This is a genomic window from Erythrobacter sp., assembly GCF_023653175.1.
Taxonomy (GTDB): domain Bacteria; phylum Pseudomonadota; class Alphaproteobacteria; order Sphingomonadales; family Sphingomonadaceae; genus Erythrobacter.
The window spans coordinates 1-13,746 of sequence record NZ_JAMNXL010000098.1; the positions used below are offsets into that span (position 1 = coordinate 1).

Genomic DNA, 13,746 nt, shown 5'->3' on the forward strand with positions numbered 1-13,746 from the left:
CGAGCGCGCCCTCAGCCACGGTGACACCGCCAGCCGCCAGCCCCGTTTCCGGCCCTGACGCCGCCGCCGGGCCGCAGGTGCCGCCAGCGCCCTCGCCTGCGACTGCGGGCGCAGCGCCGCCACGCGAGAGGCCGCCCGCGGCCCCTGAGAACGCAGCCGACGCCTCGCCCTTCTCCGGCTGGCTCCTTCCCGACTGGTGGCCGCTTGCCGCCAGCGTGCTCGCGGCACTGGCGGCGCTTGGCGGCGTCGCGCTTGTCCTGCGCCGCCGCAGGGGGCGGCCGCTCCGGCTTGCCGCGCCCGTTGCTGGCCAATCCGCCGCCGCCACTCCGGCAGTGGGGGAGCCGCCGCGCATCGACCTTACGCTCGAGATCACTGCGGCGACCCGCAGCGTCATGATGTTCACCCTTGAATACCGCCTCACCATCGCCAACCGCTCGGAGCGCGCGGTGGGTGATCTCCACAGCGCCTTGCAGCTCGCCTGCGCGCGGGCGAGTGCGGCGGCCGGGGGCTCGGCGCCATCGCCTGGGGCCGCGCAGGGGCTGTCGAGGATCGACCGCATCGGCCCGCACCAGGCGCGCAGCCTCACCGGCACGATGCAGCTCCCGCTCTCCGCGATCGCGCCCTTGCGGCAGGGTCAGACCCCGCTGTTCGTCCCGCTCGTCCACGTGACGCTCGAGGGCGAGAGCCTGCCCGCGCTGATCCGCACCTTCGTCATCGGCACCCCGTCCCCGAGCGGCCGCATCCACCCGATCGCGCTCGATGTACCGCCGGGCGGCATCGCCGGGCTGGTGGCGCAGGCGGTGGCGATCCCGCCTGCCCCGGCTCCTGCCTCGGCGGCGGCCGCCTGAGGCCCGCGCGCCGCCCTCCGCGCCCCGCCCGCCGTACGTCCTGCCTCTGGGCCTTTGCGCCGCCGCTTGGGCCGCGCTAGGGTCACAGGCATGAACACTCTTCCCGCCTCGCTCGTCTCCACCCAATGGGTCGCCGAGAACCTGCGTAGCCCCGGCCTCGTCGTGCTCGACGCCTCGTATCACCTGCCTGCGGCGGCACGCGATGCCGCAGGCGAGTTCGCCGCCGCGCATATTCCGGGCGCGCGCTTCCTCGGCCTTGCGAGCCTGTTCGACGCGGGCTCACCCGTGCCCTATGCCTTCCCCACCCCCGAACAGCTCGCCGCGCGCCTCGCCGTACTCGGCGTTGGCCCCGAAGACGCCATCGTGATCTACGACGACAGCGCGATCCGCACCTCGGCCCGCGCGTGGTTCGTGCTGACGGCGAGCGGCCGCGGCAATGTCGCGATTCTCGACGGCGGGCTTGGCAAGTGGCGCGCCGAGGGCCTGCCGCTCGAAAGCGGAGCGCCCGCCACCGCGCCCGCCGCGCCTGCCAACTTCACCGCGCCGACCCGCGTGCGGACCAAGGCCGACATGCTCGCCAATCTCGACAGCGGGGCCGAACAGGTGCTCGACGCGCGCTCGGCCGACCGGGTCTATGGCAGCGGCATCGACCCGGTCCACGGCGGGCAGAACGGGCGCATCCCCGGCGCGCGCAACCTGCCATTCACGGAGGTTTTCAACCCCGACGGCACCTGGAAATCGCCCGAGGCTCTGCGTGAGGGCCTGGCCGCGGCGGGGATCGATCTGGCCGCCCCGGTCACCACCTCTTGCGGCAGCGGGGTGACCGCGAGCGTGCTGCTCTTCGCGATGCATCTCGTCGGCAAGGACGATACCGCGCTCTATGACGGCAGTTGGAGCGAATGGAGCGCCGATCCCGACACCCCCAAGGCGCAGGGCCCCGAAAGCTGGGAGCCAGCTGCATGAGCGGTGACGGGGACGATCAGCACTTGAAGCCCGCCACAAGGCTCGTGCGCGGCGGGCGGCGCAAGGAATGGACCGGGCCGGTGGTCAACCCGCCGGTGTGGCGCGGCTCGACCCACCTCTACGACACCGATGCCGAGCGGCAGGCGGCGGGGAGCAACAATGCCGACGGGCAGTTCTTCTACGGCCGCCGCGGCGCGCCGACGCAGTGGGCGCTCGCCGAGGCGCTGACGCAGATCGAACCGGGCGCGGACGGCACGGTGCTCTACCCGAGCGGCGTGGCGGCGATCGCGGGGGTGATGCTCGCGGTCCTGAAGCCCGGCGACCGGCTTCTGATGACCGACAATGCCTATGACCCCAGCCGGAGCATGGCGACAGGTCTGCTCGCGCGGCTGGGGGTGGAGACGAGTTTCTTCGACCCGCGCGATGTCGAGGCTTTCCGCGCCGCAGTGGCGGGGGCGAGGGCGGTGTGGCTCGAAGCCCCCGGCAGCCTCACCTTCGAAATGTGCGACGTGCCGCTGCTCGCCGCCATCGCCCGCGAGGCCGGGGCGGTGACCATGATCGACAACACCTGGGCGAGCCCGCTCGGCTTTGCAGGCCTGGAGCATGGCTGCGACATCGTGATGATGAGCCTGTCGAAGCATGTCGGCGGCCATTCCGACCTGATGATGGGCTCCGCGAGCGCGGGCAAGCGCTGGTATGCGGCGCTGCGGCGGGTCAGCCATGAGCTGGGGCAGGTTGTCTCGCCCGACGATGCCGCGCTGGCGGCGCGGGGCCTCAGGACAATGGGCGTGCGGCTGGCGGCGCAGACCGCGGCGGCGCTGCGGGTCGCCGAGTGGCTGGAGGCGCAGCCGCAGGTCGCGCGCGTGCTCTGCCCGCTGCTCCCCTCCGACCCCGGCCACGCGCTGTGGAAGCGCGATTTCACCGGCGGCTGCGGCCTCTTCGCCTTCGTGCTGGCGAGCGACGATCCGGCGGCGTCCGCGCGGGTGGCGGACGCGCTCGCGCTGTTCGGGATCGGCTATTCCTGGGGCGGCTTCGAGAGCCTCGCCCTGCCGATCACGCCGCAATCCTATCGCTCGTGCATGCCCTGCCCTTGCGGAGGCGCGCCCGCGCTGCGGTTGTCGATCGGGCTCGAGGATGCGGATGACCTGATCGCCGATCTCGCTGCCGCGCTGGCGCTGGTGTGATGGTCGCGCGCCCTTCCCCGGACGACACCGTCAGCGGCGCCGACGGCTTGCGCGAAGGCCTTGCCGAGCGCTCGCAGACCATCGGCGGGATCGTCAACCGGCTCGATTCCTTCGCGGTCGAGCTCGGCGACTGGCGGGTGTCGGCCTTCGACGTGATCTTCACCGTCAGCGCGATCCTGCTGGTGCTGGCTGCGGCTATGCTCGCCACGCGCCTGACCCGCAGCGCCCTCAGGCGCGTCAAGGCGCTCGACGGGACGCAGGCCGTGCTCGCCGAGAAGCTCGCGACGATCATCATCTGGGTGGTGACCTTCCTGATCGGGGTCGACCTGATCGGCATCGACCTCACCGCGCTGACCGTGTTCTCGGGCGCCTTCGGGCTCGCCATCGGGTTCGGCTTGCAGAAGACCTTCGGCAACCTCATCGCCGGGATCATCCTGCTGCTCGACAAGTCGATCAAGCCCGGCGACGTGATCGCGGTGGCCGACCAGAGCGGGCAGCAGACCTTCGGCCAGATCCGCCGCATCGGCATCCGCGCGGTCTCGGTGACGACGCGGGACGAGCGGGAGTATCTGATTCCCAACGAGAACCTGATGGTCAACCAGGTCGAGAACTGGTCCTATTCCTCGCGCAATGTGCGCATCCAGGTGCAGGTGGGGATCGGCTACGACAGCGACATGGAGCTGGCCGAGCGGCTGATGCTCGAGGCCGCGCGCGCGGCGAAGCGGGTGCTCGAAACCCCGCCGCCCACCGTCTGGTGGAGCGGGTTCGGCGAGAATTCAGTCGATTTCACCATTCACTGCTGGATCAACGATCCCGAGGACGGGGTCGGCAACGTGCGCAGCAGCGTGCTCAAGAACCTGTGGCAGCTGCTGCGCGAGAACGGCATCGAGATCCCGTTCCCGCAGCGCGACATCAACCTTCGCGACAACCCGCAAACCCGCGCGCTGCTGGCGGCGCTGACGACGCGCGCGGTGCCCCCTGCGGGCGAGGATGTGCCGCCGCAATAGCTGCGCTTCACCCCGGCCAATCCATTCTCGCTGGAACGGATCGCGCCGCTGGCCCATGTCGCTCTCATGCGAAAGAGTGGCACCATCTATCTCGTCGGCGCGGGGCCGGGTCCGGTGGACCTCCTGACCCTGCGCGCCGCGCGCCTGATCGAAGGCGCAGGGGTGATCGTCCATGACGGGCTGATCGGCCCGGACATCCTGAGCCTCGCCCGCCCCGATGCGCGCCTCGTTTCCGTCGCCAAACAGCGCGCACGCCACACCATGCCGCAGGAGGAGATCAACGCCCTGCTGGTGCGTGAGGCTTTGCTATGCCATGACGTCGTGCGCCTCAAGGGCGGCGATCCCTTCATCTTCGGGCGCGGCGGCGAGGAAGCCGAGGCCGCGCGCGCCGCCGGGATTCGGGTCGAGGTCGTGCCTGGCATCTCCGCCGCCAACGGCGCAGCCGCCGCGAGCGGTATCGCGCTTACTCACCGCGACGCCTCGAGCATCGTCTCCTTCGTTGCGGGCCAGTGCAAGGGCCTCGCCGAGCAGGACTGGTCGGGCCTCGCCGGCAAGGGCCGCACGCTCGTCATCTATATGGGCGTCTCGACCGCTGCCGCCATCTCGGAGAAGCTGATGGCCGACGGCCTCGCCCCCGACATGGCCGTCGCCGTGATCGAGAACGCCGCGCGCCCCGAAATGAGGGTGCTGCACGGATTGCTCGCCGGGCTGCCGGAGCTGGTCGAACGCGAGGACGTGAAGAGCCCCGCCCTCATCGTCATCGGCGAAGTGACCGCACGCGACAATGCCGCCGTCGTTTCGCTCGCACAGACTGCCAAGGAGCAAGCCGCACAATGAAAATCCTCACCGGCAACGACCTGCGCTCGGGCGCTGTCACCTGGTGGAACGGCACCGGCTGGTCGCTGTTCGTCGACGATGCCGTGGACGTGGGCGAAGGCGCCGAGGAAATCCTCGCCCGCGAGGAAGCCGCGCGCCGCGTCAATGTGCCCTACGCCATCGAGGCGAGCATCGACGCTGCCGGCCACGTCCGCCCCGCCCACATCAAGGATCGGGTGCGCGCACTCGGCCCGACCGTCAGGCGCGACCTCGCCGTGCCGACCGCGAACAAGACCGGCTGGGACTGGGTGATCTGAAAGTGATCGGAGACGATGATTTTCTCCAAGAAAGGCAGGCCCGTGCGGTCTGCATTTCCTGTGGCGATCTCAAGCATCAGCCATTTCATCGCTGTCAGGCCTGCGATTTCGATCCCCACGGACCTGATCTCGTGAAGGCAACTTACCTCTCGGTTTATCGCTTTGCCGATGATCGCGCGGCCGCAGAGCGGTATGCCTTTGAGCTACCTGCAATTGGTCAATCGATCGCGGGTGGGTCGCCAGCGCTTTATGATGCGAATGAGCTTGCCCGGTTGGAAGGCTGGATCGAAGCGAGCGTGTCAGCCGGGTCGAAAAGCTTGATCCGAATAGTTCTTTTTGCAGCCCTCGTCCTCGCAGCTCTTGCCGCTGCTTGGGCAATCTTGGGGAACGGGTAACAATGTATCGCTATGACCAATACGACCAGGCCATGGTCGACGCCCGCGTCGCCGAATTCCGCGACCAGGCCCGCCGCCGCTTGGAAGGCAAGCTGACCGAGGACCAGTTCAAGCCGCTGCGGCTGATGAACGGCCTCTACCTGCAGCTCCACGCCTACATGCTGCGTGTCGCCATCCCCTATGGGACGCTGGACTCGCGCCAGATGGAGATGCTCGCCGACATCGCGGACAAGTATGATCGCGGCTACGGGCACTTCACCACCCGCCAGAACATCCAGTACAACTGGATCAAGCTGGAGGGCACCGCCGACGCCCTCGCCGATCTGGCGACGGTCGAGATGCACGCGATCCAGACCAGCGGCAACTGCATCCGCAACATCAGCGCCGATCACTTCGCGGGCGCTTCGGCGGACGAGGTCGTGGACCCCCGACCCTATGCCGAGCTGATGCGCCAGTGGTCGAGCTTCCACCCGGAGTTCACCTATCTCCCCCGCAAGTTCAAGATCGCGGTGATCGCGAGCGCGAATGACCGCGCGGCGATGCGGCTCCACGATATCGGCGTGCGGATCGTCAGCCGTAATGGCGAGGTGGGCGCGGAAATCTATGCGGGCGGCGGGATGGGCCGCACGCCCATGATCGCGCCGCTGATCCGCGATTTCGTGCCCATCGACCAGATGATCACCTATGCCGAGGCGTGCCTTAGGGTCTACAATCGCTATGGCCGGCGCGACAACAAGTACAAGGCGCGCATCAAGATCCTCGTCCATGAGCTTGGCGCCGCGGAATACACCCGCCAGGTCGAGGAGGAATTCGCCCACCTGCTGAGCGTCGGCGTCGAGCCCCCGCGCGAGGAGCTGGCGCGGATCGCGGAATATTTCGCCCCGCCCGCCTTCGTCGACGGGCCCAAGACGGTGGACCGTTCGGACCCCGATTTCGCCTTGTGGGTCGACCGCAACACCCATCGCCACAAGCATGACGCCTATGTCTCGGCGGTGATCAGCCTCAAGCCTGCTGGCGGCATCCCCGGCGATGCGACCTCCGATCAGATGCGCCTCGTCGCCAAGCTCGCGCGCGAATATTCCTTCGACGAGCTGCGGGTGATGCACACGCAGAACCTGCTGCTGCCCCATGTGCGGATCGCCGATCTCCACGCGCTGTGGACCGCGCTCGACGAAGCGGGCCTCGGCAGCCCCAACATGGACACGATCGAGGACATCATCGCCTGTCCGGGCCTCGATTACTGCAGCCTCGCCAACGCGCGCTCGATCCCCCTCGCCCAGCGCATTTCGGAGCGCTTTGCCCAGAGCGGCCGCACCGAAGTGGTCGGCGAGCTGAAGCTGAAAATTTCCGGCTGCATCAACGCCTGCGGGCATCACCATGCAGGCCACATCGGCATCCTCGGCGTCGACAAGAAGGGCACCGAGAACTACCAGCTCTCGCTCGGCGGGTCGGAAGCCGAGGATGTCAGCCTCGCCAAGATCACCGGCCCCGGCTTCGACGAGGACGGCGTAATCGCCGCGGTCGAGAAGGTCACCGACGTCTACCTCGCCGCGCGCAGCGATGGGGAGCGCTTCCTCGACACCTACCGCCGCATCGGCATGGAGCCGTTCAAGGAGGCGCTTTATGGCTAAGGATATGGGCACCAGCCCCGACGAGGTGCAGTTCCGCTTCCGTGATGACGAGCGCGTGGATCATGCGACGATCACCGTCGACGCCTGCTGCGACCAGACCAACGCCACCGCCGTCCGCATCGAGCCGGGTGATGATGCGCGGGTGCTGCTGCCCTTCCTCGATCGCCTCGCGCTGGTCGAGGTCAACTTCCCCGCCTTTGGCGACGGGCGCGGCTATTCCTCGGCGCGGATCCTGCGCGAGGCGGGCTACACCGGCGAATTGCGCGCGGTCGGCGCGGTGCTGATCGACCAATTGAGCCACATGCGCCGCTGCGGTTTCGACAGCTTCGCCCCCGACAAGCGCCTCGACGAGGAGGACGCAGCTCGCGCCTTCGCGACGTGGGAGAATGTCTACCAGCGCGCGGCCGATGCGCGGCGCACTATTGCGGACAAGCGCCATGAAGCCTGAACTTTCGATCGGCAGCGAGCCGCGCGCCCGCGACACGCTCGACCTCGCGCCGCGCTTCACCGAGCATGACGCGGTTCGCCTCAACCGCCTGTTCCGCGGCAGCAGCACGCAGGAAATGCTCGAAAGCGTGATCCGCGATGGCCTTGCGGGCGATCTTGCGGTGGTCTCGAGCTTCGGCGCGGAGAGCGCGGTGCTGCTGCATCTGGTCGCCTCGGTCGATGCATCCGTGCCGGTGCTGTTCCTCGACACCGGCAAGCACTTTGCCGAGACGCTCGCCTATCGCGACCTGCTGACCCAGCGCCTCGGTCTCAATCTGGTGGTGCTGACCCCCGACCCCGAGGATCTGGCGAAGAAGGACGAGACCGGCCTCAGGTGGTCCTACGACCCGGACGGCTGCTGCGAAATCCGCAAGGTCAAGCCGCTGGAAAAGGCGCTCGCCGGGTTCGATGCGAGCTTCACCGGGCGCAAGGCCTTCCAGGCCAAGACCCGCGCCAACCTGCCGCGCTTCGAACTCGACACCTCGGACGGCGCCGGGCGGCTCAAGATCAACCCGCTGATCGACTGGACCGCGGCTGACATCAACGCATGGTTCGAGACGCATGATCTGCCCCGGCACCCGCTGATCGCCCAAGGCTATCCCTCGATAGGGTGCTCGCCCTGCACCACCCAGGTCGCCGAGGGCGAAGACCCGCGCTCGGGCCGGTGGAAGGGCTGGGACAAGACCGAGTGCGGCATCCACAAGCCGGGCGAGGAGCCGTTCCTCTGAGAGCGGCCTAAACCCAACCCTCGCGCTTGTACCACTCGGCGGTCGCCTTCAGCCCCTCCTCCCCCGCAATCCGCGGCTGCCACAGAGCGGGCGGGGGCTTGCGGTCGAAGCGGGCGACCCAGTTGGGGTGGGCCATGTAGCCGACGCGGTCGGCGGTGAGTTTGGCCTTGGATCCTCGCATGCGCCGGTCGGCCGCAGCCGCGGCATCGAGCACCTTGCGCGGAAGGTGCGGGGCGAACACCACGCGCCGCCCCATCGCTCGCCCGATCGCGGCGGCCAGTTCCTTGTGGCTCCACCCGCCCTCGCGCCCGTCGTCGGGCTCGTAGGTCTGATGGCGGGTCGGCGCGGCACTGGTCGCGGCAAGACTCACCAGCAGCGCGGCTAGGTCATCGGCATGAATGATCGAGGTCGCGCCGCCGGGCGGCAGCGGCACCACGCCCCACTTCGCGGCGCGGAACAGGTCGAGCATGTCGATATCGCGGGGCCCATAGACTGCGGGCGGGCGCACTGTGGTCCAGTCGAGCTTGCTCGCCTCGACCAGCGCCTCGGCCTGGGCCTTCGACGCGCCGTAGGCCGACAGTTCGGGCTTTCTCGCCGAGAGCGAGGAGACGAACACAAGCCGGCGGGCGCCCGCCTCCTTCATCGCGGCAATCACATTGGCGGTGCCGGTGACATTGGCGACCTCGAACTGCGCTGGGTCAGGCGTGTTGGTCAGCCCCGCGACATGCACCACCGCATCCGCACCCTGCACCAGTGCGGCGAGCGCGGCCGTATCGGAAAGATCGCCGCGCACCCACTCCACGCCTGCACGCGGCGCCTGCTCACGGCGGGCGAGCGCGCGCACCGTGTGGCCCTGCTTCAGCGCCTCGTTCAGCACCGCGCTCCCCACAAAGCCGGTCGCGCCGGTGATGGCGAGCACGCTCACAGCAGCACCATGTGGTCGCGGTGGATCACGCAGGAGCGCGGCGCGTAGCCGAGACGCCCGGCCTGCTCCTCGGCGCGCTTGCCGGCGATCAGCTGGATTTCGGCGGCGTCATATTCGGCGAGCCCCTGCGCCAGGCGTTCGCCGCGCATGCTGAGCACGCTGACCAGATCGCCGCGCCGGAAGCTTCCGGAGACGCCCACCACGCCCGCCGCCAGCAGGCTCGCCCCGCCCTTCAAGGCTTCCGCGCAGCCCTTGTCCACCCGCAACTCGCCCGCCGGGGCCAGCCGCCCGCCAAGCCACGCCTTGCGCGCCGAGGCCCCGCTGACGGGGAGAAACAGCGTCCCCGTTCCGGCAGCAAGTGCGTTGGCGATGGGAGATTCCCAAGTGCCATTGAGTATCCCGAGCGCGATCCCGGCGCGCGTCGCGATCTGCGCGGCTTGCAGCTTGGAGATCATCCCCCCCGATCCGAGGCCCGAGGACGAAGCACTGCTCGCCATCGCCATCACCTCCGGCGTCACGGCGTCAACCACCGGGATCAGCGTCGCGCCGTCCTCGCGCGGGTCGCGGTCGTAGAGCCCGTCGACGTCCGACAGCAGCAGCACCACATCGGCATTGGCCGCCTGCGCCACGCGGGCCGCCAGCCGGTCATTGTCGCCGAAGCGGATTTCCTCGGTGGCGACGCTATCGTTCTCGTTGATGACCGGGATCACGCCTGCTTCGAGCAGCCGGTCGAGCGTCGCCGAGGCGTTGAGATAGCGGCGGCGGTCTTCCAGATCGCCCAGCGTCAGCAGCATCTGGGCGGCGGTAATACCCTCCGCCCCGAGCGCCCGCGACCACAAATCCGCCAGCGCGATCTGGCCCACGGCGGCGGCGGCCTGCGCATCGGCGAGGCTCCCGCGCCCGCCCTTCGCCAAGCCCAGCCGCGCCGCGCCCAGCGCGATCGCGCCCGAGCTCACCACGATCACCTGCGGGCCCTCGCGCACGAGAGCGGCGAGGTCGGCAGCAAGGCTATGCAGCCAAGCGACGCCCGCCGTTCCGCCCCGCACCAGCAGCGCGGAGCCGATCTTGACCACGATCCGCCGTGCGGCGGTGATGTCAGACAGCCGGGTCAGCATCGCTGGCTCAGATCGGCGACCAATCGGGTTCGTCGTCCTCGTCCTCGATCTCGACCGTCTTGGTCTCGGTCGACGTCGAGGCAGGCAGGTAGCCGAGCACCGCGTCGAGCAGTTCGGGGATCCCTGCGCCGGTCGCGCCCGACACGGCAAAGACCTTGTCCGCGCCCGCTTCCAGCAGTTCCGTGCGATAGGCCTCGACCAATTCGGCATCGGCGAGATCGAGCTTGTTGAGCACCACCAGCCGCGCCTTGTCCTCCAGCCCCGCGCCGTAGGCCGCCAGCTCCTCCTCGACGATGCGCATCGCCTCGGCGGGGTCGGTTTCCTTGGTGCCGGTGATGTCGATGAGGTGGATCAGCACCCGGCAGCGCTCGATATGGCCGAGGAAGCGGTCACCGATCCCGGCCCCCTCTGCCGCGCCCTCGATCAGCCCGGGAATGTCCGCGAGCACGAATTCGCGGCCCTTGTGGCGCACCACCCCGAGCTTGGGCACGAGCGTGGTGAAGGCATAATCGCCCACCTTGGCCTGCGCGTTGGAGACAGCGTTGATGAAGGTCGATTTGCCCGCATTGGGCATGCCGACAAGGCCGACATCGGCGAGCAGCTTCAATCGCAGCCACACCCACGCTTCCTCGCCCGCAATGCCCGGCTGGTGCTGGCGCGGGGCGCGGTTGGTCGAGGTCTTGTAGGAGGCATTACCGCGCCCGCCCATCCCGCCTTCGAGGAAAACGATGCGCTGGCCGACCTCGGTGAAGTCTGCGAGCACCTCCTCCTTGTCCTCGGACAGGATCTGCGTGCCGACCGGCACCTTGATGACGAGTGGCTTGGCGCTCGCGCCCGTGCGGTCCTTGCCCATCCCGTGCTGGCCTCTCGGGGCCTTGAAGTGCTGCGAATAGCGGAAGTCGATCAGCGTGTTGAGGCCGGCGACGGCTTCGAAGACGATGTCCCCGCCGCGCCCGCCATTGCCGCCGTCAGGGCCGCCATATTCAACGTACATCTCACGCCGGAACGAGACGGCCCCTGGGCCGCCTCCGCCGGACTTCACATAGATCTTGGCTTGGTCGAGGAAATGCATCGCGGGCGCATAGGGAATTTTTGCTGCGATTGCGAGGGGTATGGCAAAACGTGCCTCCCCTCCCTCGAGGGATGGGATTGAGGGGTGGGTGTGCGACAGTAGCTGGCGTCGAGCACCCATCCCCCAACCCCTTCCCTCAAGGGAAGGGGGGCAGAAGATCAGAACTTCGCCTCGACGCCCACCACAGCACTCCGCCCCGGCGATACGAAGCTGAACACCTGCTCATACTCCTCGCCCAGCAGGTTTTCGACGCGGGCGAAGGCGCTTAGCCCATCGGTCAGGCGCACCTGTGCGTTGAAATTGACCAGCGTGTAATCTTCGAGCTGCACCCGTACCGGCACGAAGCTCGGGTCGGTGAAGGCGACATCGGGGGTCTGCCCGTTGTAACGCACCACAAGCGTGGCCGAGGCGGCCTCGTCCGGCGCTTCCCAGGTCAGTGCGGCGCTGGCGATGTGCTTGGGGCGGCGCACTTCCTCAATGCCGTTCTCCTCGGCATCAAGATAGGTGTAGGCCGTGTCGAGGCTCCACGTGCGACCGAAGCGCGCGGCGAGCGACACTTCCACCCCGCGCTGGCGGCTTTCCGTGGTGCGGTTGGCCGGGGTGGCGATGAAGTTCGGCGGCGGGAAGGTGGTGAAGATTTCGCCCTCCAGGGTGCTATCGAAATAGGTCACCGCAAGGCTGGTGGAGCGGCCGAACTGCTGGTCGAGGCCCACTTCCCACCCCGTCGACTTCTCAGGGCGCAATGCCGCATTACCGATGAAGCGCCCGTCGACGAAGCCGTAGAGCTCGAAGAAGCCGGGGTTCTTGACCCCGCTGCCCCCCGCTGCCCGGACACGGGTCGTCTCGGTGATCCGGTAGCCCGCGCCGACGCGGACGGTGGTGGCGTCCTGGAACAGGTCGTTGATATCGTGCCGGATCGCGGCGGAAAGGTCGAAAGCCTCGCCGCTGTAGCGGTATTCGCCGACCAGCCCGACCTGTTCGATCTCGCGCCGCGCGTCGAAAACGAAGCCCCCGGGCGTGGCGTTGCGGAAGCCTTCGACTTCGTAATCGGCGGCGAAGGTGAGGTTGTGGTCGTCCGCCACGGCCAGCGCACTGACATAGGAGGCCTTGAAGCGGTCGCCCTCGCTGGCCGAGGTGATGCCGAAGGGACTGTCGGTCTCGCGGTTCACATTGGCGATCTGGGCGGAGAGGTCATGCGTCCAGCGACCGTCCAGCGTGTCGAGCCGAGCGCCCACCAGCGCGTAGATCGCCTCGTTGGTGAACGAGACGCCGGGGCTGTCGATAATGAAGCCGAAGGTGGGGCTGGTGGTGTCGAAGTCGCTGTCGTTGGTCTGGCCCTCGGTGCGGATCAGCCGCGCGGCGGCGCGCAGGGTGAAGGTGTCGCTCACATTGACGCTGCCCTTGCCCGCGAGGGTGTAGCTGTCGCGCCCGATATCGCGGGTGCCGCCCCGTGCGTTGGGTTGGCCATCGGTGCTGACGACAACGGCGGAAAGAGCGGCGTCCCAGCTGTTGCCCGCCGCGCCATAACGCAGCGCGCCGTTGATGGTCCCTTGCGTGCCGCCTTCGATCCTTGCGGCAAGCCCGTAAAGGTCGCGGCCGCTGGCGCTCTGGTAGGCGACCACCCCGCCGATCGCGTCCGACCCATAAAGCGCCGATTGCGGCCCGCGCAGCACCTCCAACCGAGCGCCGGGTTCGGCTTGGAGGGTGCCGATATCGAACTCGCCCGCGAAGGGATCGGACACCTCGATCCCGTCGACCAGCACGAGGACGTGGTTGGCCTCCGAGCCGCGCAGGCGGATCTGGGTCTGCCCCGCCACGCCTGCAACGGCCACGCCCGGCACATCGCGCAGCACATCGGCGATGTCGCGGGTCTGGCGGTTGTCGAGCTGCTCGGCGGTGATGAGCGTGACCGAACCGGGATAGCTCACGGTGGATTCAAGCAAGCCCGACCGGCTGGCACTGACGATGATGTCACTGCGGGCCGCCGCGGTAGAGATAGGGGGTTGGTTGTCCTCCTGCGCCTCGTCTTGCGCCCACGCAGGCACAGCCCAAACCAGCGCCGCCCCAGCGACGCTTCCCAACAATGCAAAATTCTTCACGGATTCCTCCCGTCATCAGCAACATGGTGGCCGCGAGAGGTTGCCCTCCCCCGGCCCAGCGATGTCGCTCACAACAGAAGTGTTTTTCCGCGCCTGGCCAATCCCTGAGCCAAGCAAAGAGCGACACGCCCCGGTCGGTCTCCTGGCTCACGGATCACCG

13 protein-coding genes and 1 pseudogene are annotated in these 13,746 nt (G+C 68.5%); 10 read left to right on the forward strand and 4 right to left on the reverse strand.

Translation table 11 applies throughout. The features are described 5' to 3' along the window. From NBV68_RS11680 to NBV68_RS11725, 10 genes and pseudogenes are all read left to right on the forward strand, one after another. Positions 1 to 848 (forward strand): annotated as a pseudogene (locus tag NBV68_RS11680) (hypothetical protein); the annotation flags it as partial. Between the two features lie 90 nt (positions 849 to 938). Beyond that, positions 939 to 1,811 (forward strand): sulfurtransferase, encoded by an 873-nt coding sequence (locus NBV68_RS11685; protein ID WP_296310058.1) that lies wholly within the window; start codon positions 939 to 941, stop codon positions 1,809 to 1,811. Beyond that, a complete protein-coding gene (gene metC, locus NBV68_RS11690; protein WP_296310060.1) occupies positions 1,808 to 2,995 on the forward strand; it encodes a cystathionine beta-lyase in 1,188 nt (395 codons plus the stop codon). Before NBV68_RS11685 ends, metC begins: the two co-directional genes overlap by 4 nt. Further along, complete coding sequence (locus NBV68_RS11695) at positions 2,995 to 4,002, forward strand: mechanosensitive ion channel domain-containing protein (RefSeq protein WP_296310061.1); 1,008 nt, start codon at positions 2,995 to 2,997, stop codon at positions 4,000 to 4,002. The genes metC and NBV68_RS11695 overlap by 1 nt, the downstream gene beginning before the upstream one ends. A 66-nt stretch (positions 4,003 to 4,068) precedes the next feature. Next, entirely contained in the window at positions 4,069 to 4,839 is a 771-nt protein-coding gene (cobA, locus tag NBV68_RS11700) for a uroporphyrinogen-III C-methyltransferase (RefSeq protein ID WP_296310063.1), read from the forward strand. Further along, on the forward strand, positions 4,836 to 5,135 hold the full coding sequence (locus tag NBV68_RS11705) for a DUF2849 domain-containing protein (RefSeq protein ID WP_296310065.1): 300 nt from the start codon (positions 4,836 to 4,838) through the stop codon (positions 5,133 to 5,135). Before cobA ends, NBV68_RS11705 begins: the two co-directional genes overlap by 4 nt. Positions 5,136 to 5,137: 2 nt before the next feature. After that, on the forward strand, positions 5,138 to 5,530 hold the full coding sequence (locus NBV68_RS11710) for a hypothetical protein (RefSeq protein ID WP_296310066.1): 393 nt from the start codon (positions 5,138 to 5,140) through the stop codon (positions 5,528 to 5,530). 2 nt (positions 5,531 to 5,532) lie between these two features. Beyond that, positions 5,533 to 7,161 carry a nitrite/sulfite reductase gene (locus NBV68_RS11715; protein ID WP_296310068.1) on the forward strand — a complete coding sequence of 543 codons (1,629 nt, stop codon included), beginning with the start codon at positions 5,533 to 5,535 and terminating at the stop codon, positions 7,159 to 7,161. Further along, complete coding sequence (locus NBV68_RS11720) at positions 7,154 to 7,609, forward strand: DUF934 domain-containing protein (RefSeq protein ID WP_296310069.1); 456 nt, start codon at positions 7,154 to 7,156, stop codon at positions 7,607 to 7,609. The genes NBV68_RS11715 and NBV68_RS11720 overlap by 8 nt, the downstream gene beginning before the upstream one ends. Beyond that, complete coding sequence (locus tag NBV68_RS11725; RefSeq protein WP_296310070.1) at positions 7,599 to 8,375, forward strand: phosphoadenylyl-sulfate reductase; 777 nt, start codon at positions 7,599 to 7,601, stop codon at positions 8,373 to 8,375. Before NBV68_RS11720 ends, NBV68_RS11725 begins: the two co-directional genes overlap by 11 nt. A 7-nt stretch (positions 8,376 to 8,382) precedes the next feature. On the opposite strand, the gene NBV68_RS11730 is transcribed toward NBV68_RS11725, so the two are convergent. The 4 genes from NBV68_RS11730 to NBV68_RS11745 form a co-directional block, all read right to left on the reverse strand. Next, positions 8,383 to 9,300: an NAD(P)-dependent oxidoreductase gene (locus NBV68_RS11730; RefSeq protein ID WP_296310071.1), complete on the reverse strand. Its 918-nt coding sequence runs from the start codon at positions 9,298 to 9,300 to the stop codon at positions 8,383 to 8,385. Then, positions 9,297 to 10,415, reverse strand: a complete 1,119-nt coding sequence (gene proB / locus NBV68_RS11735) for a glutamate 5-kinase (RefSeq protein ID WP_296310073.1) — start codon at positions 10,413 to 10,415, stop codon at positions 9,297 to 9,299. The genes NBV68_RS11730 and proB overlap by 4 nt, the downstream gene beginning before the upstream one ends. 7 nt (positions 10,416 to 10,422) lie before the next feature. Then, the gene (cgtA, locus tag NBV68_RS11740) at positions 10,423 to 11,487 is read right to left on the reverse strand and encodes an Obg family GTPase CgtA (RefSeq protein WP_296310074.1); all 1,065 of its coding nucleotides are present in this window, start codon (positions 11,485 to 11,487) and stop codon (positions 10,423 to 10,425) included. Positions 11,488 to 11,645: 158 nt separating this feature from the next. After that, positions 11,646 to 13,430 carry a TonB-dependent receptor gene (locus NBV68_RS11745; RefSeq protein ID WP_296310075.1) on the reverse strand — a complete coding sequence of 595 codons (1,785 nt, stop codon included), beginning with the start codon at positions 13,428 to 13,430 and terminating at the stop codon, positions 11,646 to 11,648. Between the last annotated feature and the right edge of the window lie 316 nt (positions 13,431 to 13,746).